The sequence below is a fragment of the Halomonas salipaludis genome, from assembly GCF_002286975.1.
Classification (GTDB): domain Bacteria; phylum Pseudomonadota; class Gammaproteobacteria; order Pseudomonadales; family Halomonadaceae; genus Franzmannia; species Franzmannia salipaludis.
Map to the genome: position 1 here is coordinate 1 of NZ_NSKB01000001.1, position 26,027 is coordinate 26,027.

A 26,027-nucleotide genomic window follows, 5' to 3' on the forward strand; every position below is an offset into this window, starting at 1 on the left:
TGCCGTGGTGCCGGCAGCTCAGAGGACTCGGCCCGGCGTTCGAGGCGGCGAGCGGTTCTGACGGAGAGGCCGGCCTTGGCGGCGGCGACCTCCTGGGTCTGGCCTTGTTGGCGTTGCGACATATAGAGCGTGACCTGTTGGCTGGTGACCGCCATACCGGCTCCCTGGTGGGTCGGGACAAGCGGTCAAGCTTAGGGCAACCGGCCACAATAGTTGTCGTCGGCCGGCCAGAGTAATTGTCGCTCTATAGTATTGAAACTTTTTCGCTTTTCTTGACTTCATCATGCTCCTGACCTCGCTTTCATCACCCCTTGTGACGGGATGCTTTGGCTGTCGCATCGGTTCAGGCACATGCTAGGCTTGTTCTATAATGCAAGATATTCCATAAAAACGAGTACGAGCTTTGCAAAAACGTACAGGTGGGCAGCTCAGGCAACCCTCGGTTATTACACAGAAAACAAGGAGTCATCTGGCGTGGAATGACTTTGAGACCGTTCTTGCAATCGCAACCGCAGGGTCTCTGTCTGGTGCCTCACGCGTTCTAGGTGTCAGTCATGCCACGGTGTTCCGACGTCTAGGTGATATCGAACAGCGTCTGGGTGTTTCTCTTTTTGAGAGAAGCCGGACCGGTTACCGGCCAACCCTTGCAGGGGAAGAGCTCGCCGACACGGCGAAGATTATGGATGAGGCTGCTCTGGCAGCCGAACGTAAAGTCGCAGGACGCGACCTGGAACCCAGCGGAGAAATCTGGACAACTACAACGGACTCACTGCTGATGGGGCTGCTCTCTCCCCTGTTCACGCAATTCCGGCACAGATACCCTGGCATCATGCTTGACGTCGCCGTCTCCAACCAGTTATTCAATCTCACCCGCAGAGAAGCTGACGTCGCCATCCGTCCGTCAAATCATCCGCCTGAAAACCTGATCGGTCGACCGCTGACCAGCATTGGACAGGCCGTCTACGGACAGCGAAGCCTTGGTCTGACACCTGGGAGGGGCATCGAGAGCTTTGCCAGCCACCCCTGGATTGGTGCAGGACCACGACTGCAGGACTCAGCACTGGAGCAGTGGATGGAGAATCATGCGCTGCAGACAGCTTGTGTCTACCGTGTAGATACTCTGGTCAATATACTCAGCGCTGTTCGATCCGGTATGGGGCTGGCTGTCCTGCCCTGTTATCTTGCGGACGAAGATCCGAATATTGTCCAGCTCACCGACCCCATCCCCGAGTTGGAATACGGACTGTGGTTTCTGATGCACCCGGATCTGCGAGGCGTAGTGAGGATTCATGCCTTCATGGACTTTCTGACGGAAGCCGTCCGTGCACAGAAACAGCGCCTGGCCGGACCATTATTGAACTAAAGCGGTTCGCCAGTACGAAAACTTCGTAGTAGCGGAAAATGTAAATATGAGAGCTATTTGTTGGATAACCCATCCTCAAGCCTTTTCGGCAGTTGAGGTGGCTATTTAAAGAGCTAGGAAGGCTCTTGGCTTTGTCTAGCGATACATGTAGTTAGGCCAAATATGGTCTTGGCTTTTACATAATGAATTTGCCTCCACAACAGCGTTGCACATGGTGTTGGTCAAGAAAAAGGAACGTACAATTATGACGATACGAAATGCGCTAGAGCGGGATCTGGCAAGGGTGGTTGAAATCTATAATGCTGCTGTGCCGACTAGAAAGTCTACTGCAGATACTCAGCCTGTCAGTATCGAATCGAGGTCCGAGTGGTTTCGTAAGCACGATCCCGAACGACGCCCACTTCTCGTCTATGAAAAAAACGATGAAGTCGTTGCTTGGATGAGCTTCGAAGACTTCTATGGGCGTCCTGCCTATCGGCATACGGCTGAGCTCAGTATCTATATTGCACCTGACCATCAAGGGCAGCACCTTGGCCGTACTTTGCTTAGTGAGGCGATGTCCCTTGCGCCAACCTTGGGTGTGAAAGCCTTGGTTGGCTACGTTTTTTCCCACAACCTGCCCAGTATCGGACTGCTGCAAGCGTTCGGGTTTCAGGAGTGGGGGCGGCTACCTGACGTGGCAGAAATGGATGGCAGCGAGTTTAGCCTGTGTATCATGGGTAAGCGGCTTGCTGACGAGCAGTGAAGTTCCCGTCAATGCACATACTGCATGATAGTCGGTGTTCAATACAGAGGTTACTCAAGGAGCAGTGTTTTGAAAATAACTGATTTACCATTTGGGGTGACTGACTGGTCTGACGTTGAGAAGACCGAACACACCGGAGAACAGGGGATCGCTTACTGGCGCACGCGTAATTTTGGCGATATTCGAGTGCGCATGGTTGAGTATAGCCCCGGCTATCTGGCGGACCACTGGTGTTCAAAAGGGCACATTTTACTCTGCCTTGAAGGTGAACTTCACACTGAGCTTGAAGACGGGCGCTGCTTTGTTCTCCAGCCGGGCTCTAGCTATCAAGTGGCAGATAACGCTGAACGTCACCGCTCATCAACCAAGCAAGGTGCCAAGCTGTTCGTCGTAGATTGATGCAGGTAATCTGTATTATTTTGGATGGCGATAGCGTCTAGCCTAGAAACGTCAACTGGGGAGTCTCGGTTGACCCGATGTCATCAATTTTCTTTGCCTTTGAATTCCAGCGCAAGAATCGGAGTGTTATCCGGTGCGGCTGGCCCTAGCTTAAGTGCATTCCATTAGTAGAAGAGAGAATGCACATGAAAAGCGTCAATAGCTCAATGGGGCTGGTGGAGTGGTTGTTGTTAATCGCGTTGTCGGTGCTCTGGGGTGGTTCATTCTTTTTCGTTGAAGTTGCGGTTGATGCCTTTGGGCCACTAACCATTGTAGCGCTGCGTGTTGGGCTGGCGGCGGTGGCTCTCAACGTCATTGTAGTCGCAATGGGGTTGAGCATGCCAAAGGATAGGAAGGCATGGGCTGGCTTCCTAGGCATGGGATTTTTCAATAATATGATTCCGTTTAGTTTAATCGTCTGGGGGCAGACGCATATTGCGAGCGGGCTCGCTTCTATTCTCAATGCCTCAACGCCCTTTTTCACCGTGGTCGCTGCGCACTACTTGACCAGCGATGAAAGAATGACCGGGGGCCGCCTCATTGGCGTTTTGATGGGCATTTCGGGTGTTGCCTACATGATGGGGGCAGAGGCCCTTGAAGGGCTTGCCACTAACACTCTCGCACAGCTTGCTGTTCTTGGCGCTGCGATCTCCTATGCCTTCGCTGGTATTTTCGGTCGTCGGTTCCGACACTCAGGTTGCTCGCCCTTGGTCACGGCTAGTGGGCAAGTGACAGCTTCGACCGTGGTGTTGATTCCTTTAGCGCTCCTGGTCGAGCGGCCCTGGATCCTGCCTATGCCTACAGTGGAGGTGTGGTGGGCGGTGCTTGGGCTCGCTCTGTTATCCACGGCGCTCGCCTATATCTTATACTTCCGCATTCTTGCGACTGCCGGTGCGACGAATCTTTTACTCGTTACCTTTCTCATTCCGGTCAGCGCCATTCTGCTCGGAACCGCGGTGCTGGGTGAGCAACTCGAGCCGCAGCATGTGGTCGGGATGGCTCTTATTGGGCTCGGGCTCGCCGCGATCGACGGTCGGCCATTGGGCATCATACGGGGTATTTGGCCCCCTAGATCGTAGCGAATGAGTTGGATCTTACTCTCATGCCTCATGAATCGAAGCCGATGCCGAAACGGTCCAGTGTTTTTAGAAACAGTGAGCGATGCCCGGTGTGGTCCTCGCGGGCTAGGTGACGTTGCGCGAGTCGTACTGCGCCGCTGCGTATCGGCTCGGGTGGGAAGGGCACTGGAAAGCGGCGCAGCATGCCAAGGCGTGTGCGTTCTGTTTGTTGATCGTCGAGCATATCGAGCATGGCAAGTGCCGCGAAACGGCTGGCCGAGACGCCTTGTCCGGTGAATCCCATTGCGTAGGCCAGTCGACCCTTGAACGCAGTACCGGCGAAGCAGGTCGTGCGCGCCGAAGTGTCGATGATCCCACCCCACGCATGGCTAAAGCCGACATCCGCCAAGCTGGGGAAGGCGTCACTAAAGTTGGCCTCCAGGCGGGCGTAACTTTCCGGGCGGTGCAAGAGCGCCTCGTCCTGGCGACTGCCGTAGTGGTAGATGGCGTCGAAACCACCCCATAAGATACGGTTGTCAGCCGTCTTGCGGAAATAGTGAAATTGATTGCCAGTATCGGCGATGCCGTGTCTCTCTTGCCAGCCGGTGGCAGATAGCTGAGCGTCGCTCAGAGGCTCGGTGACCAGCGTATAATCGAATATCGGGATTAGCGCCATCCGCAGCCGCTTTAAAAGCGGTACTGCGGCATTGGTGGCCATTGCTACGCGTGAGGCGCGAAGTTGTGCTTGTGGGGTAGTAAGGCAGACCTCTTGGGGTGTTCGGGCCAGCCCAGTAACGGGCGTATGTTCGTGGATGGCTATCCCTTGTTCCAAACACGCCTGACGTAACCCCGCCACCAGCTTGCCGGGGTTGACCAGCGCGTAATTGGGTTCGAAGAGCCCCGTGGCATATTTTGGGCTATCGAAGCGTTCCCGCAGCGCGTCTCCTTCCAGTAACGTCGTTTCGATACCAAATCTCGCATAAGCGGCTTGCATCGATTCAAGCCCTTCGGCTTGCCACGGTGTGGCCGCGACATTGAGCTTTCCATGGCGCTCAAATTCCGCATCGATACCGTAACGTGCGAGGTCTTCTTGCAGTTCATCGAGATTTTCCCGCCCTAGACGTACCAGCGTTGCTGCTTCTTTGGGCCAGCGCGCCAGCGCGTTGGATACCCCGTGCGAAATGCTGGGTGCACAGAATCCCCCATTACGACCGCTGGCGGCGTTGCCACAATGCGAGGCTTCGAGCACGACGATGCTTGCATCTGGATGGCGCTCGCGAGCCTTGAGTGCGCACCATAGCCCTGTGAATCCGCCACCGATGATGGCGAAGTCACAGGTACTTTCGGCGCCGAGTGCCGGGCAGGCCGGCTGTGGCGGTACCGTTTCCGCCCAGTAAGGGGTCTGGATGGCGGCGTCGAAGCGTGTCCTACTCATCGAGATACCACCCCCACGTCTGACGATGGTCGAATCGCGTGATCTGCTTGAGTTCGCGGTAGGCTTCGAAGCCGGCTTCGCCTAGCTCTCGGCCGATGCCGGAACTCTTGTAGCCGCCCCAGGGAGCCTGAACGAAGGTGGGCTGCGAACAGTTGATCCAAATGATCCCGGCACGCAACTTGGCCGCGACTCGGTCGCAACGCTCAATATCATCGGACATGACTGCTGCTGCCAGGCCGTAGGGGCCGTCGTTGGCCATGGCGATGGCTTCGGGCTCTGTATCGAATGGGTTGATGCACACCACTGGACCAAAGACTTCTTCACGCCATATCTCAGCGTCTAATGGCACATCCGCATAAATAGTAGGGGCAATGTAGTAGCCGGTTTGCATGCCGGTTGGCCGTCCGCCGCCGGTGATTCGCCGTGCACCGCTACTGCGAGCACGCTCGAGGAAGCCCATGATCTTGTCGTACTGGCTTTTGGCAACGATTGGCCCGAGTTTGACGCCAGCGTTATCCCCCGGGCCAATGACGATATTCTCAGCCGCTTCTTTCAGCCGCTCCAGCAGTCGAGGGTAGAGGGGGCGTTCAATCAACACACGAGACGTGGCCGAGCAGACCTCGCCCTTGTTCCAAAAAATACCGAAGAGAACCCACTCTACGGCTTTGTCGATATCGCAGTCGGCAAAGATGACAAAGGGCGATTTGCCTCCCAATTCCAGCGATATGGTGCGGATGCCCGCCGCCGCTGCCTGCATCACCTTGCGGCCAGTGGGGACTGACCCGGTAAAGGCGACCTTATCCACCAACGCATGCTCGGTAAGCGGTGCGCCTGCCTCTGGGCCGGTGCCGGTGATTAGGTTGAATACACCGGCGGGTAGACCGGCGGCATCGATGATCTTGGCCAGTTCTACGCAGGACATGGAACACAGTTCTGAGGGTTTGAGCACCACCGTGCAGCCTGCTGCCAGCGCCGGCGCCACTTTCCATACTGCCATCAGCAATGGGAAGTTCCAGGGTGTGATCGCCGTCACGACACCCACGGGTTCACGGCGGATACGACTGTCGAAACGGTCGTCGCCCACGTCGACTGCCGTGTCGCCCCGCGCCTCGGCTGCATCAGCCAGGTCGGCATAATAGTCGAAGCAGAAAGCCGCATCCTCGATGTCCCATTCGGCCTCGGGCAGCGGCTTGCCGTTGTCACGCGTTTCGAGCGCAGCGATCTCTTTCAGGCGTGCGCGAATGCCGGCCGCGATACGTCGTAGTGCCGCCGTACGTTCGGCCACAGGCCGTTCTGACCAGCGGCCGTCATCGAAAGCACGGCGTGCTGCGCGTACCGCGAGATCCGCATCCACGGCATCACCGGCGGCGACAACGGCAAACGTCGCCTCGGTCGCCGGATCAACCGCTGGGAAGCTTCTGCCTGACGCGGGGGCAACGAAGGCTCCGTCGATGTAGAGTTGTGTGGTCATCGCCTATGGTCTCCTGTGGGGTGTCGACTCAGACGTGCTTGCGTCCGCCTCCGGTGTAAAACCAGTCGTCGGGGTAGGGGTACCACCACTCCTGTCGGATTGGTTGGTGATCGAGCACCACCATCTTGGTGCGACGGAAGGCATCCAGGCCTTGGCGGCCCAGCTCCCGGCCCAGGCCGGAGGCTTTCCAGCCACCGAAGGGTAGGGCGTCATTGTCGATCATCGGGTTGTTGATCCAGACCATGCCGGCCTCGAGCCGTTCCGATGCTTCGTGTGCCTCGGCCAGGTCGGTAGTGAAGATCGAGGCGCCGAGGCCGAAGCGGCTGTCATTGGCGGCCTGCAGAGCGGCATCGAAATCATCCACGCGCACCACAGCCACGACCGGACCGAAAAGTTCTTCATTGAGAATATCCATGGCCGGCGTGCAGTCGGTCAGGATCGTCGGCTCATAGAACCACCCCGTCTCGAGCCCGGGAGGGACCCGCCCGCCACAAGCGACCTTGGCGCCCTTGGCGATGGCATCGTTCACCAGGCGCTGGACTTTCTCCCGCGCGGCTTGGCTGACCAGCGGGCCGATCTCTGACTTCTCCAGTCCGTTGCCGATACGCAGGCGCTGTGTCTCGGCGACGAAGGCGTCGATGAAATCGTCATGAATACTGTCGACGACGTAGAGTCGCTCGGTAGAGGTGCAGACTTGCCCCGACATATGAAAGGCTCCGGTGACCGCACCGGCAGCCGCGACTGCCAAGGGCGCATTGGCGGTGATGATCATCGGGTCGGAGCCGCCAGCCTCGATCACCGCAGGCTTCATGCGTTGTGCGGCGGCGGCAGCGACGGCCTGAGCGGTGGCTACCGAGCCGGTAAAGGCGATGGCATGTGTCCGCTCGCTCTTGACCAGAGCCTCGCCTATCGCCGCATCGCCGGGTACGCAGGCTACTAGCCCTTCGGGCAGTTCGTCGAATACCCGCATGAATTCCAGCGTCGAGAGCGTGGTGGCGGCAGCGGGTTTGATAACGCAACCGTTGCCGGCGGCGAGTGACGCTGCGACCGTCCAGCACATCAGCAGGATGGGGAAGTTGAAGGGCATGATATGGGCGGAGACGCCATAGGGCTCGTAGCGGGCATATTGGAGCGAGCCTGATTGCGTCGTGCCTGCGACCTTGCCTGCCTCGTCACGCGCCATCTCAGCATAGTAGCGAAAGATTGCGGCACAGTTGGCCACCTCGCCGATGGCTTCAGGGTAGGGCTTGCCCATTTCGCGGCTCATCAGCACGGCACACTGGCGGACGTCGGCGGCTTCGATACGGTTGGCGAGTCGGTGCAGGTGGTGGGCGCGGGACTTGGCATCCAGGCGCTTCCAGGTGGCCTGAGCCGAGTTGACGCGAGTAAGCACCCAGTCGAGCTCCTCGTTGCTCACCTCGGCCCGTACCCCGACCTCTTCGAGGGTGGCAGGATCGATCACCGGTTGAGCCGGACTTTCGCTGATATGGTAGTTCGGCACCAGGTAGTACCGAGGGGTTGCCGTGTCAGTCATGGGGCGCTCCTTGAGTGTCATGGTAACCGTCGCCTAGGGCGGCGCCTTTGGCCTGCCAGCCGGGCAATTGCGTGTTCAGCAAGTCCCTGATATCGGTGAGTCCGGCACTCGCCAGGCTGTTTTCCAGCTGCACGAGAACGCGGGGCAGGTAGGTGAGATAGTGCGTTTTACCTTCACGCCGACTCAGGCGTAGGAAAGTGCCGGCAATGCGGGTGTGGCGCTGGGCCCCTAGGAGCGCATAGCGGCGACGAATCGCCGTCGCATCTCCCGGCCGTTTGGGGGCACCGCTGATGTAGCGCTCCAGCATCTGCTGCTCCAGCCCCGGTGCCAGATCTCGCCGAGCGTCCTGGAGCAAAGAGACCAGATCGTACTCGCAGGGCCCCAGCACGGCGTCCTGGAAGTCCAGTAGCCCGCAGCGGGCCACGCCTTGGCGCTGCGGTAGCAGCATCAGGTTGTCGACGTGGAAGTCGCGCAATACTAGCGCTTCGGCCTTGCCTGCTACCGGTGTCAGCGCCTTCGCCCATAGTGTGCGGAACTGTCGCGCGAACACAGTATGATCGATGGCCGGGTTGACCTCAGGAGCATACCAGTCGCAAAAAACGTCGAGTTCGTCGAGTAGTGTCGCCATCTCATAGACGGGCTGGGATACCTGTGTCGCACCGTTATGATGGTGCAGATACAAGAGGGCGTCGACGGCGAGGGCATACAGCGCGTGCTCATCTTCGCCCGCGCCGAGGCAAGCCGTGTAGGTGCGGTGGCCGAAGTCCTCCACCAGCGCGAGCCCATGGGCGGGGGCGGCGCCGTGAATTATCGGTGCCGATAGCCCCAGCGTGCTGAGATGGTATGACAGCCTCAGGTAGGCCGTGAAGGCGATGGGATCCTGTCGGTCTTCCATCAGCAATAGCCCGGCCTCCGGTAAACGGAAATAGCGTCGCGGTGAGGCATCGCCAGCCAGTGGCTCAAGGCGTGCCTGCGCATGGCCGTGCTGTGCCAGAAAGCTGGAAGCGGCCGGTGGTAGCGCTGCTAGGCTGTGATCCATCGTCGTCATCGGATCATATAGACCTTTTTTACCGTCTCGTGAATCGTGCATGTCCCTTTCCAGTCCTGCGGGAAGAACGCGGCGGTATCTGGCGTGATCTCGATCACTTCACCGCTCTCATGGACATAGGTGCAGCTGCCCTCAAGGAAGTGACAGAACTCGTCACGCGTGACATGACACGCCCACTTGCCGGGAGTGCAGACCCACAATCCGCACTCGGATTGGCCGTTCGGGCCTTTGTGAAGCAGTACCCCGGAAGTGTGGGACTCTCCCTCGATCATCGTCGGGACCGTACCCCAGTCCACCGTATCGGTGATGTCGAGCGGTTTGTGCATGATAGGTGTCGGCATTTGGATATCCCTTTTAGCTGAGCATGTAGACATTGCGGATGGTTTCGTGAACCTCGGCCTCTCCCTCCCACCCAGCGGGAAAGAGTACACAGTCACGGGTGAGTCCCCGCTAGTTCGATCAGCAGGCGAGCCGCTTTTGCCTGACCGTCTTGCGACTGCATGTGCTCCGAGGTTGCCTTGAGACGCCTGGCCATGGCGGTGTCGCTGAGGCAGGTCTCGATCATTTCGATCAGCTCTTCATCGGTCCAGTCGTAGCGTTCCGAACGGAAGCCGTGTCCGGTTTCTTGAACACGCATGGCATTATCGTGGCCATCCCATACATACGACATGATGATGGCAGGCTTGCCGAAATAGAGGCATTCGGTGAACGAGTTATTGCCACCGTGATGAATCACCGCATCAACCTGGGGTATGACAGACGGCTGGGGGAACCAGCTATCGATGACGATGTTGTCGGGGATGTTGGAGTAATCGTCCTTGTAGTCGCCGACATTCACCAGTGCCCGATAGCGGCTCTTGCCGATCAAAGTGATCAAGCGTTTGAGCAGTTCGGTGTCTCCCGAACCGAGTGAGCCAAAAGAGACGTATAGCAGTGGCCCGTCATCGTTCTTCTTGAATTCTGGAATCGCATAAGGCTTATCCTGGCGTACGCAGCCCTCGAGGTACTGGAAGCGTAAAGGGTCGAGTGGCTGAGCACGGCGATAGGTGACCGGTGCCGGGTATAGCAGCAGGTTAAGGTGAGGCGAGGCCTCAAAGAATTGCCCGAGCGGGTAGGGGGCTTCGCCGGCCGAGGTCAGGAAGTCGTTGAAGTCATCATGAATCGGCTTGATCACCTCATTGAACTTGGCGCGGAAGGCCTGGTGGCCTGCTGTGTCATGCTCGCTCATACCAGACAGATGCGGCGGGATCGCTTCGTCTTCTATTTCGTTTTCCGAACAGGAAATGATCCGTACCCAGGGTACGCCATACTGCTTGATGGCTGGGAAAAGAATAACGTTGTCGACGGCGATCACATCCGGCTTAATGCGCGCGAGAACCGATGGAAGATCCTCTTCTGCCCATTTGGCACTGTCGACGATGGCTTCCCAGCACTCCTTGACATAGTTATCAAGCTGATCGATGGGGGACTTACGGAAATTCGGGATATGCCCGTTGATGAACTCATCCCAGAACTTGGCCATCTGCTCTGGTGGCATCGGCTCCGAGAGGTTGACGGGATACGACTCGAAACCGTAACTCTCATACACCTCGATAAAGCCAGGGTCGGAGAGAAAGACGGCTTTGTGACCTAGCCGTTCGACGGCCTGGGCGATACCCACCGAGTTGAGCGCCGGGCCGTACGCGGCTTCGGGGAAAAAGGCGAAGGTTTTGGTTGTCATGTCGTTTCCTCTCTCGTTGGGGCTTGCGCAGATCGCGCAGCGCTTGTCGTTGTTATTTACGTCACACGCTGGGGTGACTTAGACAGTGAATACGCGGGTATCGTGGGCAGACCAGCCGACGGTGACTTTCTCGCCAACGGCAAACGGATGACCTTCCGCTGCGTCTGCCGTCAGTCGCACCATCAGCGGTTGCGATGAAAGTGGCGTATCGAGATGCAGGTGCAGGTCAAGGCCGTGGTAGGCCATGGCACGTATCTGCCCACTCAGGCAGTTCTCGGCATCCGCTGCCCCCAGGCGTAGGCGCTCGGGACGCACTGCCGCCAAGACGTTATCCCCAGATTTGAGATCGCCTGGAAGTAGGGCGGATATTCGGCTGCCATCGGCGGCGCTAAGTGCGCCCGCGTCAACGCGCGAGGGTAGGAAGTTCATGATGCCGATGAAATCGGCGGCAAAGCGGTCGATAGGATATTCGTAGATGTCGCGCGGGGAGCCGCATTGTAGCAGTGCTCCATCTTTCAGGATCGCAATGCGGTCAGCCATCACGAGCGCCTCTTCTTGGTCATGTGTGACGACGATGAAGGTGATGCCGAACGTATTCTGGATATGCTTTAGCTCGAGCTGCATTTCCCCGCGTAATTTCTTGTCCAGAGCGCCAAGCGGTTCGTCCAGTAGCAGCAAGCGAGGCCGCTTGACGAGCGCTCGACCCAACGCCACTCGCTGTTGCTGGCCTCCGGAGAGCTGGTGGGGTTTTCGCTCGGCTAGGTGGGCTAACTGGATGGTGCTCAGCATTTCGTCAACGCGCTGATTAATTTCAGAGCGAGGCAGCCTCTCCATTTCCAGGCCATAGGCAATGTTCTGCGCCACGCTCATATGTGGGAACAGCGCGTAGGATTGGAACATCAGGTTGACCGGGCGATGATTGGGCGGTACCTGAGAGATATCGCGCCCGTCGAGCAGGATGCTCCCGGATGATGGGATTTCGAAACCGGCGAGCATGCGCAGCAGGGTCGTCTTGCCACTGCCGGATGCGCCAAGCAGTGCAAAGAACTCATTCTCGTGAATATCGAGCGTTACCCCATTGACGGCGCGAAGTTCGCCAAAGCGTTTCTCTATGTTCGCAAGCGACAGTAGGGGCCTAGTCATTGTCCCGGGAGCCTTCCACGGTTGAGGCGCTGTGATATGGCCAGAGCGACGACGGATAGCGTCATCACCAGCACGGCTAGCGCGTTGATTTCGGGCGTTACGCCAAAACGGATCATCGAGAATATCTGCATGGGCAGTGTGATCGAGTTACGTCCAGGGCCAGCCGTGAAGTAGGCAATAATGAACTCGTCGATGGAAAGGGTGAAAGCAAGCAGGGCGCCTGAGACGACTGCCGGCATTAACACCGGGAGTATCACGCGGCGCAAGGTGATGGAAGTCGTTGCGCCAAGATCGCTAGACGCTTCAACGATCGACCAGTCGAAGTTCTTGAGTCGCGCTCTTACGACTGCACAGACAAAGGCGAGATTGAAGACGGTATGGCTGATAATGATCGTATGTAGACCCATGCGTAAATCGAGCATGGAAAAGAAACTGAGCAATGCGATGGCCAGCACAATATCGGGAATAATCATGGGGGCAAAGATCAGCGTTTCGAGGAAATGCCCCCTGCGGCGACGTATCTCCACGCCAATTGCCAGAAGGGTGCCCAGCAGCGTTGCGGAAAAGGTTGAGGCAGCAGCTACAATTAGTGTGTTCAACGCCGCGCCGAGTATATCGCTATTGGTAATCAGTGCTGCGTACCAGTGCGTAGAAAAACCGGTCCAAGCAGTCGGCAGGCCACTTGCGTTAAAAGAGAGGGCAAAGAGCACCGATATGGGAATATAGAGAAAGGCAAATGTTGCCGAAAGAATCAGCAGCATGAGCCGTAGACTGCTGCGGTTAGTCATCGACCTTCTCCGACCGCTGCTGACCCGAAGCCTTTTCACTCGCGAAGGTTTGTAGTGTCAATAATCCCATCATGATAGCGATAAGAATCATTGATAAAGCGGCACCGAAGGGCCAGTCGTTTGACGTCAGGAATTGATCATAGATAAGGTTGCCAATCATCTGAAATTGCCCACCCCCCAAAAGAGCCGGAGTCACGAAGTTACCGATCGATAGCACGAAGACGAAAACAAAGCCGGTGGCGATGCCAGGCACAGTCATGGGGAGCGTGACACGACGAAATGTCGTCCACTCGGAGGCGCCAAGGTCACGCGATGCTTCATGGATCTCTGGGTTTAGCCTGGAGAGGGGGGCATAACAGGCAAGGATGACGAAAGGAAGATAGTTATAGACCAGACCAATGACCACGGCTGTTTCCGTGTAGAGCATCTGTGGCAGTTCGCCTTCTAAGCCGACTGCACGGGTAAAGGAAACAATCAATCCCTCACGATTCAGCAGAACGATCCACGCATAGGTACGTACGAGATAATTCGACCAAAATGGCAGTACCGCGAAGAAGAGCAGAATCGGCTGGTGTCTCCTGGGCATGGAAGCAATGGCGTAGGCGGCAGCATAGCCAATAACAACGGCGATGGTGGCTGCGAGTGCTGCTATGCCGGCTGACTTGAGAAAGATCCTGCCATAGAGTGGGTCGAATACCTGCGCTATATTGTCCAGTGAGAGCTCATAAACGATCCCCCCATAGGTGCCACGCTGAAAGAAGGCCAGCGCCAGGATCAGCAGGCAAGGTACTACCATGAACGCGGTAAGCCATGCCAGAGCTGGTGTCATCAAGTAAATAGGTTTGCGGTCAGTCATTGGCCACTCGATTACTTGCTTCCCGAGGTACGAAAGGTCCTGGCGTATTGCTGATGGCCGTGATAACGCCCGGGGCCCGTCACCCCGGGCGCTGCAGAGCGCTAGTTAGCAGCCTTTATTTCAGAAACCATCCGCGAGTAGGCACGCTGAGCATCACCGACGTTGCGTAGTTGCTCGTAAGTCATCATGTCGTTCGGCGTCATGCCAAGATTGGGAAATTGCTCGATCAGTGTTGGGTCAAGTGCTTCCATCGCCGCCTGGTTGGGAACCTTGTAAAGGATATTCTCGCTTGCCCAGCGATGATTGTCGGCATCTAGCACGTAATTGACGAACTCGTAAGCCGCTGCCTTGTTTTCCGAGCCCTTGAGAATCACCATTGTATCCACCCAGAGGTCGGAGCCTTCCTGAGGGATCACGTATTGAATATCAGCGTTTTCAGCAATGCCGTAGTTGCACCAGCCATCCCAGGCATGGACCATCAGAGCTTCGCCTGATACCAGCTTGGCGTAAAATGTCGTATCGTCGTAGGCCAGTAGGCCTTTCTTCGCTTCTATCAGAAGATCGCGAACATCGGCGAGTTTATCGGGATCGGTTTCGTTGACGGAGTAACCTTGGGCGAGAAAACCTGCCCCCAGGAGCCAGCGGTCGGTAGCCAACATTGTGGTTTTACCCTGCAGCTCATCACTGGGAGTTAGCAAGTCGTGCCAAGAGTCAGGCTGCCCGGTGACCAGGTCGGATCGGTAGCACAATCCGGTGGAACCCCATGTGTAGGGTACCGAGTAATGATTCCCAGGATCATGTTCCAGCTGAGTGGCTTCAGGATACAGATTGGCAAGATTCGGAATTTGCTCGTGATCGAGCTGCTCCGCTAATCCTAGGTGCTGTAAGACTTCAGCGAAAGGGGATGACACGAAGACCACATCATAGCCTCTACCCTTAGAGGCGATGAGCTTTCCCATTATCTCTTCATTGGTGCCGTGCAAGACGAGCTCGGCCTCGTTGCCGGTAGCTTCCAGGAAGCTATCGAGTGCTTCAGGCGCCATGTAGCCGTCCCAGTTGGAGATGACAAGGGCGTCGGCTGAAGCCGCGCCAGCACCGCAGGCAAGGCCGGCACCAAGAAGTAGTCCAATGCTGGATCGAAAACGCTGCATGTCGAGTCCTCAGTGTTGTTCTTATATTGCTCTCCAGGATATATCCGTCGTGGAGATCAGTCGGTGGCCTGCACTTGTTGTCCACCTCGTATGCTAGTATTAATCAAACCAATGATACGTCAATGTGTATTCGCTGTTCTTTTCTGCTAGCGGCTGTGGTTCGTTCATCAGCCTTTTCATGGGAGTGCTTGCATGGCTAAAAGTCGCCGGAACAGTCGACAGAATCATATTGCTTTGGCACAGCAGGTGATTGGCCTCGTGCTGGAGCGGGGAATGAGGCCTGGCGATCATCTCCCCGAGCAAGCCTTTTCCCAGGCCTGTAGTGTCTCGCGTACGCCGATTCGAGCAGCATTTAAGCTATTGGAAGAAAAGGAGATTCTTTCTTGGAGAGAGGAGGAGGGGTTTTTCCTTGAAATAGGTCGGGCAGACGAACTGACCGAGGCAGTGCATCGGCTGGAGGATATGGAGGATTCTCTGGCCCAAAGAATCCTGTCCGACCGTGCTGATCGGCGTATCGGCGATATTCAGTCCGTCAGTGCATTGGTGCGTCGTTATAATGTGACACGCAGTTCGGTACTAAATGCACTAAAAATACTGTCGAGGGATGGGGTGGTGACACAGCTCCCGGGACGGTCATGGGCATTTCAGCCGATGTTCGATACGCCAAAAGCCGTCGATGAAAGTCTCGCCTTCCGCCTCGCGACTGAACCTCAGGCCATTCTTGCACCAGGATTCATCATGGATATCAAGAAAGCGGGGTTGCTCAAGCTGCGGATGCAAGAGCTTCTTGAAACACAAGAGGGGCTTATCACTAGCACCGGCTTTCTGCGGCTTGATACCGAATTCCACAGTTTTATTGCCGAGTGTTCAGGCAACCGCTTTGCCCGAGGAGCGCTTATGGCCCATCATCGGCTGCGTCGTGCGACACAGAAGGACATTTCGATTCCCGATTTCAGGTTGCGGCAGTCACTGGATGAACACCTTGAAATTCTCGACAGTCTCGAGCGTCATCAATTCGAGCTTGCAGCGGACCAGATGGTGCTTCACCTGCGCCGCTCGCGAATTCGGCGCCCGCAAGCTGCCAATCGCGGCATACCACCGCTGATGCGAGGAGCGCATCAATGAGTCATCCCCGCGTGATCGCGTTGTTTCCTGAAGCGAGTTTTGGTGCTGCGCTGAACTGTGTGGGTATTGCACAGCAGTTACGCCATATGGGGGCCTTACCGGTGTTCCTGTGTCACCACGGTTTTACCGGTGTGTTTGCCGAGTACGGGTTCAAGGAGTACCACCTGCCTGCTCCATCCGAGGCTCAGCTGCATAGGAATGCAGACTACTGGCAGGCCTTTATCAATAGGCATCTTCCGCACTTCAACCTCAGCGCGGAAGAGCAGTTAGCCACCTACGTCGCACCCACCTGGGACGCGATAGTGGATACGGCGATCGATGCCGAAGCGGGGGTCGAAAGCCTGCTAGACCAGATTCGCCCAGATGCTATATTGCTCGACAATGTCATCATGTTCCCAGCCATCGTGCGTTCTGGGTATCCATGGGTGCGGATCGTATCCTGCGCTGAAACCGAGATTCCAGACCCCTTGGTGCCTCCTTATCTGTCTGGGCTGGCACCGCAAGACGCCGTGTCAGTGGCTCGATTCGAACAAACCTACTTGAATGTGACAGAGTCGGCGCATCGTCGCTATAACGCGTTTCGGCAGTCACGTGGTCTGCGCCCGTTGCCCCCCGGCTCCTTCCTGGAGAATTCTGACAGGCTCAACTTGCTGCTGGCCCCAAGCGCCGTGCGTTACTCGCGAGCGAGCCCTCTGCCTGCGGATCGTTTCGTCTTTCTGGAAGGCTGTGTCAGGGAAGAGTCGCGTTTTGATCCGCCTGTGCTGCCGGCCGACGATGGGCCTCTGGTCTACATGAGCTTTGGTAGCCTGGGAGCGATCGATACCGAACTGATTGGCAAGATGATCGATACGTTTGCCACGCTACCGGCACGCTTTGTGGTCAATGTCGGCGGGTTCCTCGAGGCGTATCAGCATGTGCCTGACAATGTGTATCTCGGTAGCTGGTTTCCGCAGCCTTCCGTCGTTAAACAAAGCGCGCTCTTTATCCACCATGGGGGCAACAATAGCTTCTGCGAGGCCCTGTTTCACGGTGTACCCTCGTTGGTCATACCCTACTGCTGGGATGGACACGATAATGCGCAACGGGCCCAGGCGACAGGTACGGGACAGCATCTCGACCGGGCGACCTGGTCGCCTGACAGCCTCCGCGCGGCGATCCTATCGTTGCTTCACGACACGCAAATGGCTGCCAGGCTCCAACGCATCTCTCGCGAGATGCAGGCCGATCCCGGGGCGCTACGCGCTGCAGAAGCGGTTATGGCAGCTCTCGACGTACCGAACCAATCTCTATCTGCTGAAAGACGTCGTCGTTGAGGCCTGCTAAGTTATAGTGTTGAGCGTAATTGTGCATTTCAAGTGATAAGCAATCATATGATATGCCTGTTGACATAATGAGAGTGAGGAGGTGTCTAAAAGTGCAGACGAGTACGATTAATCTAGCAGAAAAATTTGGTAAGTTCACAGAGCACTGGTCGCCTCGTGTAGTGGCCGAAATGAACGATTACCAGTTTAAGGTGGTTAAGTTTAAGGGGGACTTTGTATGGCATGATCATAAGGACACAGACGAGGTATTTCTAGTGGTTAAGGGGAGTATGGGAATAGAACTTCGGGATGGCATGGTGCACTTATCCGAAGGCGAAATGTATGTGGTTCCTAAAGGTGTGGAACATAAGCCCTTTGCGGAAAGTGAATGCCATGTGCTTCTCATTGAACCTCGTGGCATCGTCAATACTGGAGACGAAGGTGGCGAGCTAAAGGCGGAAAATGATATATGGATATAGCTTCTAGTTGTAGCAGGATGGTGAACCATGATTATGACCCGAGGTAACTCGTCATGAATCCAAGAATCAGCATGATCACCCTCGGCGTCAGGGATCTGGCGGCGTCGGTGCGGTTCTACGAGCAGGGCCTTGGCCTGCCGCGGATGGAGTCGCCGCCGGAGGTGGCCTTCTTCACGCTCAACGGCAGCTGGCTGGGGCTTTACGGCCGCGAGGCATTGGCCGAGGATGCCGGGGTGTCCGCTGAGGGTACCGGCTTTGCCGGGTTCACGCTTGCCCACAACGTCGAATCCGAGGCCGCGGTCGACGCGGTGATGGCGCAGGCCATTGCCGCCGGCGCCACTTTGGTGAAGCCGGCGCAGAAAGTGTTCTGGGGCGGCTACTCGGGATATTTCGCCGACCCGGACGGCTACCTGTGGGAGGTGGCGCACAACCCACTGTTCTGGGTTGGCCCGCGGGATGAGGACGCCTAGCCGGAGGCGGCGAAAAACTGGATAATGGCAGGATTTCTGCCCTCGCTTCGCCGAAGCTCCCCACGTCCGGTGCCCGTCCATGGAAATCAAGGTCAACTATCTCGACAACCTCCGCCTGGAGGCCAAGTTCGACGACTTCACGGTCATCTCCGACCAGCCGATTCGCTACAAGGGCGATGGCTCGGCGCCGGGGCCGTTCGACTACTTCCTGGCCTCCTCGGCGATGTGCGCGGCGTACTTCGTCAAGGTGTACTGCAACACCCGGGGGATCCCCACTGAGAATATCCGCCTGTCGCAGAATAACATCGTCGACCCCGAGAACCGCTACAACCAGATCTTCAAGATCCAGGTCGAACTGCCGGAGGATATCTCCGACAAGGACCGCCAGGGCATTCTGCGTTCCATCGACCGCTGCACGGTCAAGAAGGTGGTGCAGACTGGCCCTGAGTTCCAGATCGAGACCGTCGAGAACATCGACGAGGACGCCCAGGCCCTGCTGATGGGCGCCGGGGCGGGAGAGGGGACTAGTGCCGAGGGCAGCACCTGGATCGAGGGCAAGGACCTGCCGCTGGAGCAGACCATTGCCAACATGAGCGGCATCCTCGCCGACCTGGGGATGAAGATCGAGATCGCCTCGTGGCGCAATATCGTGCCCCACGTGTGGTCGCTGCACATCCGCGACGCCGCCTCGCCGATGTGCTTCACCAACGGCAAGGGCGCCACCAAGGAGAGCGCGCTGTGCTCGGCGCTGGGCGAGTTCATCGAGCGCCTGAGCTGTAACTTCTTCTACAACGACCAGTTCTTTGGCGAGGAGGTCGCGGGCAGCGCCTTCGTCCACTACCCCAACGAGGAGTGGTTCCAGCCCGGGCCCAACGACGAACTGCCCGACGGCATCCTCGACGACCACTGTCGGGCGATCTACGACCCGGACGGCGAGCTGCGCGGCTCGAACCTGATCGACACCAACTCCGGCAAGACGGCGCGAGGTATCGTGTCGCTGCCCTTCGTGCGCCAATCCGACGGCGAGACGGTGTACTTCCCCTCCAATCTGATCGAGAACCTCTATCTCAGCAACGGCATGAGCGCCGGCAACACCCTGGCCGAGGCCCAGGTGCAGTGTCTGTCGGAGATTTTCGAGCGGGCGGTGAAGCGCGAGATCATCGAGCAGGAGATGGTGCTGCCCGACGTGCCTCAGGCGGTACTCGAGCAGTATCCGGCGATCCTCGAGGGAATCCAGGCGCTGGAGGCTCAGGGCTTCCCGGTGCTGGTCAAGGATGCCTCGCTGGGCGGCCAGTACCCGGTGATGTGCGTGACCTTGATGAACCCGCGCACCGGCGGCGTGTTCGCCTCGTTCGGCGCCCACCCAAGCTTCGAGGTGGCGCTGGAGCGCAGCCTCACCGAGCTGCTGCAGGGGCGCAGCTTCGAGGGGCTCAACGACTTCATGCCGCCGACCTTCAACTCGCTGGCGGTGACCGAACCCAACAACTTCGTCGAGCACTTCATCGACTCCTCGGGGCTGATCTCCTGGCGCTTCTTCAGCAGCAAGGCAGAGGTCGAGTTCGCCGATTGGGACTTCTCCGGCAGTGGCGCCAACGGCAACGCCGAGGAAGCCGCGACCCTGTTTGGCATCCTCGAGGAGATGGGGCTGGAGGCCTACATGGCCGTGCACGATGACCTCGGCGCGCCGGTGTGCCGCATCCTGGTGCCAGGCTACTCCGAAGTCTACCCGGTGGAGGACCTGGTGTGGGATAACACCAACATGGCGCTGCTGTTCCGCGAGGACATCCTTAACCTCCACCGCCTGGATGACGACCAGCTGGCCGCGCTGCTCGAGCGCCTCGAGGAGACCCAGCTCGACGAGCACATGGATATCATCACCCTGATCGGTATCGAGTTCGACGAGAACACGGTGTGGGGCCAGCTGACCATCCTCGAGCTCAAGCTGCTGATCCACCTGGCGCTGGGCCAACACGAGGAGGCGCTGGAGCGGGTGCAGATGTTCCTGCAGTACAACGACAACAGCGTCGCCCGCGGGCTCTTCTACCAGGCGGTACAGGCGGTGCTCGAGATCGTGCTAGACGACGAGCTGGAGCTGGGCGACTACCTCTATAACTTCACGCGCATGTTCGGCGAGGAAACCATGGCCGCGGTGGTCGGCTCGGTGCAGGGCGAGGTGCGCTTCCACGGCCTGACCCCCACCAGCATGCAGCTCGAAGGCCTGGAGAAGCACCAGCGGCTGATCGAGAGCTACAAGAAGCTGCATGCCCACCGCGCCGCCAAGGCGGGCCTGTAAGCCGCGGCATCCGCCATACTCTCGCACCAATACCAAACGCCCCCGAGCCGGTCGCCTGGCTCGGGGCGTTTCTCTATGGGTGTCGAAAACGTTAGGTACCCTTCGACAACAGATCGTGTGTTATACCGTTTCAATAGGAGGCGCTAACATGAACGAACTGATTGTCACCACCTTCGATTGGGTTCCCGAGACGCCGCGCGGCTATGTACGCGACCTCAGGCTGTGCTGGGCGCTGGAGGAGGCCGGGTTGCCCTATCGGGTCGAGGGCGTGCCGTTTCACTCCCGGGATGCCGGGCATTTTTCCCACCAGCCCTTCGGCCAGGTGCCGTGGCTGACCGATGGCGATATCTCGATCTTCGAGAGCGGCGCGATCCTGCTGTATCTGGGCGAGCGCAGCGAGGTTCTGATGCCTGTTGACCCGCATCGTCGTCTCGAGGTCATCGAGTGGCTGTTCGCCGCGCTCAACTCCGTCGAGATGGCGAGCCTGCCCTGGTCGCTGTTCCACTTCGCTGGCGATACCCACGTTACGCCAGGCAAGCTGACGCTGGACAATTTCCTTGCCTCCCGGCTGCAGCATCTCGAGTCGATCCTGGCGCAGCGCGAATGGCTGGCCGGGACCTTCTCCATCGCCGATATCGCCATGGCAGACGTGCTGCGCCTCGTCGATCGGTTCGACGGGCTTGCGCAGTCTCCCACCTGCCGAGAGTACATCTCGCGGGCCACGGCTCGCCCGGCCTTCGTCAAGGCCCACGCCGATCAGCTGGCATTTTACGCCGCGGCGGATTGAAGGCCTGGCTCGGCTTAGTTGAGTACGCTGCTCTTGCGGCGCTGGGTCTTGTCGTCATACATGCGGTTGTCGGCGAGGGTAAGCACCGCCTGCGCGGGCACCTCGCTGGAGCTGGCGCTGCCCAGGCTCAAGCGAAGCGCTACTTCAATTCCCTCCCCCTCGGTGGTAGCGAGGACGCAGTGCTGGCCTTCCAGGTGCGTGCGGATCAAATCACCGACGCGTGCCGGTGCCGACAGGTCTGCGGATGGAAACAGGATCACGAATTCGTCACCGCCATAGCGGGCTAGAATATCGCCCTCGCGGCACTGCAGCTGCAGGCGTTCGGCGACGGTGGTGATGAGCTGGTCGCCAACCAGGTGGCCATACTGGTCGTTGATCTCCTTGAGCCCGTCGACGTCCATCATCAGCACCGCGAAGTCGATCCCTGGCTGCTGCATCTTGCCCTGGATGCTCTGCTGTAGCGCCGACTCGAAGAAGCCGCGGTTGTATAGCCCGGTGAGTCCGTCGCGCTCCGCCGCACGCTGTAGCGCCAGGTGCAGCAGCTTGTTCTCGGTCGCCGCGGCCAGCTGGTCGACGAACAGCGTCAGCACGCGCTCCAGGGCTGCGTCCAGCCGTGGGGCACGCACCACCAGCCAACCCTCGTAAAGGCTGAGCCGTCCTGCCATGGAGGTGGCATAGAGCTGTTCGCCGTCGGACCGTTCATTGAGCTTGAGGGTGCCGCCATCCTGCTCATGCAGCCTCGCCAGCCTGCTGCCCAGGCGACGCTCGTCCTCGAGGCTCAGGCGCAGGCCGGCCTCGGCCGCATAGCGTGTCACCTCGGGGCGCTGCCGCTCCTGAAGGAACACCGCAAACCCATACTCCGGGAAGTCGGCATGCAGGTGCCTCAAGGCGTCATCGAGCAGGGAATTGATGTTCGGCGCGCGGTTGGCCACCATGCCGAGGTCGAGAAGCGCGTGAAAGACCCGATTCTGGTACTGGATCTCGGTAATGCTGCGGCCGATCTTGCGATTCTGCCCGTTCATGACATAAGCCAGTGCCAGCAGGTAAATCACGGCACCGCTTACCTGGTAGATGTCCAGCCCCATGCTGACGTAGGGGCGGAACTCGAACCCCGCCAATACGCCCCAGCCCAGAGCCCCGCCGGCGAACAGCGCGAACGAGACGGCCATTCGGCGCAGGCCGCCCACCACCATGTTGTTCATGAAGCAGGCCAGGCCGATGAACAACGTGGCCCACAGGTAATAGTCGAGCACGCCGCACCAGATGCCGAACAGCAGGCTGTCGAAATAAAGGTTCCTGAACTCGGCGCGCTTGGAGTCGCGGGCCAGCACGGCATGTGCATAGGCCACCGCCGGCCATAGCAGCAGCAACAGGCCAGGCAATATCAGCCGCCAGCCGCTGCCCTCTGCCAAGGCGATCCACACCGTGAGGCCGAAGGTGTGGCAGAAGGCGAAGGCGCGCGGGGGCAGCGTCGCGAGGGCGAGCCGATGGGGGCGTTTCAAGGTGAGTTTCGCCCGAGCTGTAGATGGCTTGGAAACACTCATGCCGCCAGCTTCTCCTGATTGCGCCCATGCCAGCAAGGCGACGTTAGGTCATCTGGTGTATGGGCAGCATAGTGCGTTAGCGGGCATGCAGGGTCTCGATGCTGGCGATCTCCAGTCGAAAGGCACCGTCGCGACGGTCGGCAATCAACAGGCCGAGCGGCTGAATGTCGTCCAGCGCAAGTGGTGAGGCATCCTCCAGCAGGTGGCCACGGCGAATCGCCATGCGCTTCCACGACCATGCCTGCATAAACCGCTTGCATACATGCGGTCATCGACAACCTGGACACTCGCCGTCAACGGCAGTTCGCTGACGCTGGAGCCCTGGTGGGCGTCGCCGGCCGGCTGCCATCCAGTGCGTAGCGAAAGAAAGCGTGGTGACAGGGCCAGGTTTGGGGCAATCTGACTCAGCAGTACTTCCGATAATAATGAAATGAGGGGAAAAATATGCGGGTAATCATCGTCGCGCTAGCACTGCTGGTCTTCAGCAGCAGCGTGCTGGCGCATGGGGGAGGCTGTCGGAAAAGCTCCCCACCAGGGCAGTGCTGTCACATGGATAACAGTGTCGGCAGAGTGCACTGTCACTGAGACATGGTATGACAAGCCAACACCCCGAGCCAGCTCACCGGCCCGGGGTGTTGCCGTTTATGGCATCAGCCAATCCCACGACACCATCGCTACATCTTGCTGACGATCAGCGCCGCATTTACCCCACCGAAGCCAAAGCCGTTGCACAGCACGTGCTGGGTCGCGTGTTGGCGTGCCGAGCCCGAGACGAAATCCAGGTCGCGCAGATCCTCGTCGGCGTTTTCCAGGTTCAGGGTCGGGGGCAGGCGGTCGTGTATGACCGAAAGGGCGGAGAAGATGCTCTCCACCCCGCCGGCGGCCCCCAGCAGATGGCCGGTGGCCGATTTGGTCGCGGAGATCGGGATGCCGGCGAGGGCGTCACCAAAGGCGTTGCGCAGCGACGCGATCTCGGCCCGGTCGCCCACCGGCGTCGAGGTGGCGTGGGCATTGATGTGGTTGATCGCCTCGGGCGATAGGCCCGCCATTCTCAGGGCGGCGCGAATGGCCGCCGCGGCACCCGCGCCGTCTTCTGGGCCGGCGGTGATATGGTGGGCATCCGCACTGGTGCCGTAGCCGCTGAGGATGGCCAGCGGCGTTGCCCCGCGTGCTTCGGCGTGGGCCAGGGTTTCGATTACCAGCAGTCCCGCGCCTTCCCCCATCACGAAGCCGTTGCGGGCCTGGTCGAAGGGGCGGGACGCCCTGGTGGGGTCGTCCTGCTCGGTGGAGAGCGCCTTCATGGCATGGAAGCTGGCCAGCGAGAGCGGGTCGATACAGGCTTCGGCGCCGCCCACCAGCGCCACTTCGGCCTCACCGCTGCGGATCATGCGCATGCCGTCGCCGATGGCCTGCACGCCCGCGGCACAGGCCGTTACCGGGCAGCCCAGCGGCCCACGCAAGCCATAGCGAATCGACACATTGCCCGCCGCCAGATTGGCCAGGAAGGCCGGCACGGTGAAGGGGGAGAGCCGGCGGTGGCCGCGCGACGAGAGGGTGTTTTGCGCCTGGGTGATGGTGGGGAAGCCGCCGATGCCAGAGCCTATGATAGTGGCCGTCGACAGCCGGCCCGCATCGCTTTCGGGGAACCAGTTGGCCTGGGTCAGCGCCTCTTCGGCGGCGCCCATGGCGTAGAGGCTGAACAGCTCCAGCTTGCGACGCTCCTTGGCATCCAGCACCCGGTCCGGGTCGAGGCCGGCTTCCGGGTCATTCGCGATGCCGGGAACCGAGCCCGCCACCTTGATCGGCAGCTCGCCGGTGTCGAAGCGGTTGATCGAGGAGATGCCGGAGCGGCCGGCGAGCAGGCGCTCCCAGCCTGCCTTGACGCCGCAACCAAGCGGGCTGATCATGCCCATGCCGGTGATGACGAGTGGAGATTGCATGGTAAATTCCTGAACAGCTTGGGGTTGTGCCACGCTAGCACCGGACTTGATATGATCAAGATAATATTCAACGTGGGAGTGCGAGGTCGTCATGCCCTACTCGACGAACCACAAGGCCAAATCGCGGGAGCGCATCCTCAAGTCGGCCATCGAGCTGTTCAGCCGCAAGGGGTTCGAGAAGGCCTCCATCGGCCAGATCATGAAGCTGGCCAAGATGACCCACGGCGCCTTCTACGCGCACTTCTCCTCGAAGGAAGCGCTCTACCACGCCTCGGTACGTGAAACCCTGGAGAGCAGCCGCGCGGCTCGGCTGGTCAAGGGGCCGCTCTCGGTGAAGCACCTGACGGAACTGGTCGCCAACTGCTGGAACCTCCAGGAGCTCGAGCGCAAGTGCAAGCCGGGCCCCGAGACGGTACTGTTCAACGAGATCGGCAACGAGAATGCCGAGGTGCGCACGCTGTTCGAAGCTTCTTATCTGCGCATGAAAAAGATGCTGGAAACCCGCCTCATCGCCCTGAGCCGCCTCAAGAAACTCCCCTTCGAGCCCGACCGCGAGGTCGTTGCCGACAAGGCCCGCGTCATTCTTGCCTCCCTGGTGGGCGCCGTGGCCATCGCCAAGAGCCTGCCCGGCGAGCAGGAGCGTCAGAACCTCCTCAACGCCGCCCAGCGCAATATCCTGCAGATGCTCGGCGTCGACGAGAGCGAGCTGGACAGCATGCTGGGCGCCGCAGGGCAAGAGCAGAGCCCCGCGTAGCATATCCCTCTCTTCCCCTAATGCTTTTGTGCAGTGTTGACTTTGTTGGCGTTGCTCAGCGCATAGCGTTTGTTTACGGTAAGGCAAAGGCCACTGAAGATGGCCGTTTCACCAAGACGTACGCAAGGGCTGCCGCATCAGGGATGACACTGCCATCATCCATGTTGCCGGGTAGGGGCGGTAGCGTGCCTGGACTCCGTCATCAACCACTCAACCCAGCGGGCTGCGAACACCGGCGAACTCCTTACCCAGCACATGTGTATAGATCTGGGTAGTTTCCACGCTCTTGTGCCCCAGCAACTCCTGAACGGTGCGGATGTCCGTTCCTTGGCTAAGTAACTGCGTCGCGAAGCTGTGCCGCAAAGTATGGCAGGAGCCGGGGCGTGGTAACGATGCTGCTCGCATCGCATTCTTGACGGCCTTCTGCACCGCTGAAGGATGGATATGGTGAAGAACGACCTTGCCGGCATCATCGAAGCAGGGGCGGCTAGCTGGAAATAGCCATTGCCAGGCCAGGGATGTCCCAGCATTGGGATACTTACGGTCCAGCGCGTGGGGAAGCGTCACAGGAACGCTATCATGGC

Annotated in this window: 25 protein-coding genes; 11 read left to right on the plus strand and 14 right to left on the minus strand. The window is 58.9% G+C overall.

Annotated features, from left to right (window positions below):
* Positions 1 to 403: 403 nt before the first annotated feature.
* The 4 genes from CK498_RS00010 to CK498_RS00025 all read left to right on the plus strand — a co-directional run bounded on the left by CK498_RS00010 (position 404) and on the right by CK498_RS00025 (position 3,625).
* Positions 404 to 1,363 carry a LysR family transcriptional regulator gene (locus CK498_RS00010; RefSeq protein ID WP_095618825.1) on the plus strand — a complete coding sequence of 320 codons (960 nt, stop codon included), beginning with the start codon at positions 404 to 406 and terminating at the stop codon, positions 1,361 to 1,363.
* Between the two features lie 244 nt (positions 1,364 to 1,607).
* Positions 1,608 to 2,108, plus strand: a complete 501-nt coding sequence (locus CK498_RS00015; RefSeq protein ID WP_095618826.1) for a GNAT family N-acetyltransferase — start codon at positions 1,608 to 1,610, stop codon at positions 2,106 to 2,108.
* A gap of 69 nt (positions 2,109 to 2,177) precedes the next feature.
* Complete coding sequence (locus CK498_RS00020) at positions 2,178 to 2,507, plus strand: DHCW motif cupin fold protein (RefSeq protein WP_095618827.1); 330 nt, start codon at positions 2,178 to 2,180, stop codon at positions 2,505 to 2,507.
* 185 nt (positions 2,508 to 2,692) lie between these two features.
* Positions 2,693 to 3,625, plus strand: coding sequence for a DMT family transporter (locus CK498_RS00025; RefSeq protein WP_095618828.1), 933 nt, complete (start codon positions 2,693 to 2,695; stop codon positions 3,623 to 3,625).
* A 28-nt stretch (positions 3,626 to 3,653) separates the two neighbouring features.
* On the opposite strand, the gene CK498_RS00030 is transcribed toward CK498_RS00025, so the two are convergent.
* The 10 genes from CK498_RS00030 to CK498_RS00080 all read right to left on the minus strand — a co-directional run bounded on the left by CK498_RS00030 (position 3,654) and on the right by CK498_RS00080 (position 14,750).
* Positions 3,654 to 5,039: an NAD(P)/FAD-dependent oxidoreductase gene (locus CK498_RS00030; RefSeq protein ID WP_095618829.1), complete on the minus strand. Its 1,386-nt coding sequence runs from the start codon at positions 5,037 to 5,039 to the stop codon at positions 3,654 to 3,656.
* The gene (locus CK498_RS00035; protein WP_095618830.1) at positions 5,032 to 6,510 is read right to left on the minus strand and encodes an aldehyde dehydrogenase family protein; all 1,479 of its coding nucleotides are present in this window, start codon (positions 6,508 to 6,510) and stop codon (positions 5,032 to 5,034) included. Before CK498_RS00035 ends, CK498_RS00030 begins: the two co-directional genes overlap by 8 nt.
* A gap of 28 nt (positions 6,511 to 6,538) precedes the next feature.
* On the minus strand, positions 6,539 to 8,044 hold the full coding sequence (locus CK498_RS00040) for an aldehyde dehydrogenase family protein (RefSeq protein WP_095618831.1): 1,506 nt from the start codon (positions 8,042 to 8,044) through the stop codon (positions 6,539 to 6,541).
* Positions 8,037 to 9,134, minus strand: coding sequence for an aminoglycoside phosphotransferase family protein (locus CK498_RS00045; protein ID WP_217987663.1), 1,098 nt, complete (start codon positions 9,132 to 9,134; stop codon positions 8,037 to 8,039). Before CK498_RS00045 ends, CK498_RS00040 begins: the two co-directional genes overlap by 8 nt.
* Complete coding sequence (locus CK498_RS00050) at positions 9,089 to 9,433, minus strand: cupin domain-containing protein (RefSeq protein WP_095618833.1); 345 nt, start codon at positions 9,431 to 9,433, stop codon at positions 9,089 to 9,091. The genes CK498_RS00045 and CK498_RS00050 overlap by 46 nt, the downstream gene beginning before the upstream one ends.
* A 92-nt stretch (positions 9,434 to 9,525) precedes the next feature.
* A complete protein-coding gene (locus CK498_RS00060; protein WP_095618834.1) occupies positions 9,526 to 10,812 on the minus strand; it encodes a nucleotide disphospho-sugar-binding domain-containing protein in 1,287 nt (428 codons plus the stop codon).
* A 78-nt stretch (positions 10,813 to 10,890) separates the two neighbouring features.
* Positions 10,891 to 11,955, minus strand: coding sequence for an ABC transporter ATP-binding protein (locus tag CK498_RS00065; protein WP_095618835.1), 1,065 nt, complete (start codon positions 11,953 to 11,955; stop codon positions 10,891 to 10,893).
* Positions 11,952 to 12,743, minus strand: coding sequence for an ABC transporter permease (locus CK498_RS00070; protein WP_095618836.1), 792 nt, complete (start codon positions 12,741 to 12,743; stop codon positions 11,952 to 11,954). Before CK498_RS00070 ends, CK498_RS00065 begins: the two co-directional genes overlap by 4 nt.
* A complete protein-coding gene (locus tag CK498_RS00075; protein WP_217987664.1) occupies positions 12,736 to 13,599 on the minus strand; it encodes an ABC transporter permease in 864 nt (287 codons plus the stop codon). Before CK498_RS00075 ends, CK498_RS00070 begins: the two co-directional genes overlap by 8 nt.
* Before the next feature lie 101 nt (positions 13,600 to 13,700).
* Positions 13,701 to 14,750, minus strand: coding sequence for a polyamine ABC transporter substrate-binding protein (locus CK498_RS00080; RefSeq protein ID WP_095618837.1), 1,050 nt, complete (start codon positions 14,748 to 14,750; stop codon positions 13,701 to 13,703).
* Between the two features lie 192 nt (positions 14,751 to 14,942).
* Here CK498_RS00080 and CK498_RS00085 point away from each other — a divergent pair, with 192 nt between their 5' ends.
* The 6 genes from CK498_RS00085 (at position 14,943) to CK498_RS00110 (ending at position 21,205) form a co-directional block, all read left to right on the plus strand.
* On the plus strand, positions 14,943 to 15,875 hold the full coding sequence (locus tag CK498_RS00085) for a GntR family transcriptional regulator (RefSeq protein ID WP_095618838.1): 933 nt from the start codon (positions 14,943 to 14,945) through the stop codon (positions 15,873 to 15,875).
* Positions 15,872 to 17,188, plus strand: a complete 1,317-nt coding sequence (locus tag CK498_RS00090) for a nucleotide disphospho-sugar-binding domain-containing protein (protein WP_095618839.1) — start codon at positions 15,872 to 15,874, stop codon at positions 17,186 to 17,188. Before CK498_RS00085 ends, CK498_RS00090 begins: the two co-directional genes overlap by 4 nt.
* Before the next feature lie 101 nt (positions 17,189 to 17,289).
* On the plus strand, positions 17,290 to 17,655 hold the full coding sequence (locus tag CK498_RS00095; RefSeq protein ID WP_095618840.1) for a cupin domain-containing protein: 366 nt from the start codon (positions 17,290 to 17,292) through the stop codon (positions 17,653 to 17,655).
* A 53-nt stretch (positions 17,656 to 17,708) separates the two neighbouring features.
* Positions 17,709 to 18,125 carry a VOC family protein gene (locus tag CK498_RS00100; protein WP_095618841.1) on the plus strand — a complete coding sequence of 139 codons (417 nt, stop codon included), beginning with the start codon at positions 17,709 to 17,711 and terminating at the stop codon, positions 18,123 to 18,125.
* Positions 18,126 to 18,204: 79 nt separating this feature from the next.
* The gene (locus CK498_RS00105) at positions 18,205 to 20,418 is read left to right on the plus strand and encodes an OsmC domain/YcaO domain-containing protein (RefSeq protein WP_095618842.1); all 2,214 of its coding nucleotides are present in this window, start codon (positions 18,205 to 18,207) and stop codon (positions 20,416 to 20,418) included.
* Between the two features lie 148 nt (positions 20,419 to 20,566).
* The gene (locus CK498_RS00110; RefSeq protein ID WP_095618843.1) at positions 20,567 to 21,205 is read left to right on the plus strand and encodes a glutathione S-transferase family protein; all 639 of its coding nucleotides are present in this window, start codon (positions 20,567 to 20,569) and stop codon (positions 21,203 to 21,205) included.
* A gap of 14 nt (positions 21,206 to 21,219) precedes the next feature.
* Here CK498_RS00110 and CK498_RS00115 read toward each other — a convergent pair whose 3' ends face one another.
* From CK498_RS00115 to fabF, 3 genes are all read right to left on the minus strand, one after another.
* On the minus strand, positions 21,220 to 22,707 hold the full coding sequence (locus CK498_RS00115) for a sensor domain-containing diguanylate cyclase (protein ID WP_229358911.1): 1,488 nt from the start codon (positions 22,705 to 22,707) through the stop codon (positions 21,220 to 21,222).
* A gap of 118 nt (positions 22,708 to 22,825) precedes the next feature.
* Entirely contained in the window at positions 22,826 to 22,972 is a 147-nt protein-coding gene (locus CK498_RS25595; protein WP_176475668.1) for a CIA30 family protein, read from the minus strand.
* A 451-nt stretch (positions 22,973 to 23,423) separates the two neighbouring features.
* On the minus strand, positions 23,424 to 24,689 hold the full coding sequence (gene fabF, locus CK498_RS00120) for a beta-ketoacyl-ACP synthase II (RefSeq protein WP_095618845.1): 1,266 nt from the start codon (positions 24,687 to 24,689) through the stop codon (positions 23,424 to 23,426).
* A 91-nt stretch (positions 24,690 to 24,780) separates the two neighbouring features.
* On the opposite strand from fabF, the gene CK498_RS00125 reads away from it, so the two are divergent.
* Positions 24,781 to 25,443, plus strand: a complete 663-nt coding sequence (locus CK498_RS00125) for a TetR/AcrR family transcriptional regulator (protein WP_095618846.1) — start codon at positions 24,781 to 24,783, stop codon at positions 25,441 to 25,443.
* A 210-nt stretch (positions 25,444 to 25,653) separates the two neighbouring features.
* Here the strand turns inward: CK498_RS00125 and CK498_RS26745 are convergent, their stop codons facing one another.
* Positions 25,654 to 26,010 carry a tyrosine-type recombinase/integrase gene (locus CK498_RS26745; RefSeq protein ID WP_324615485.1) on the minus strand — a complete coding sequence of 119 codons (357 nt, stop codon included), beginning with the start codon at positions 26,008 to 26,010 and terminating at the stop codon, positions 25,654 to 25,656.
* Positions 26,011 to 26,027 lie beyond the last annotated feature (17 nt).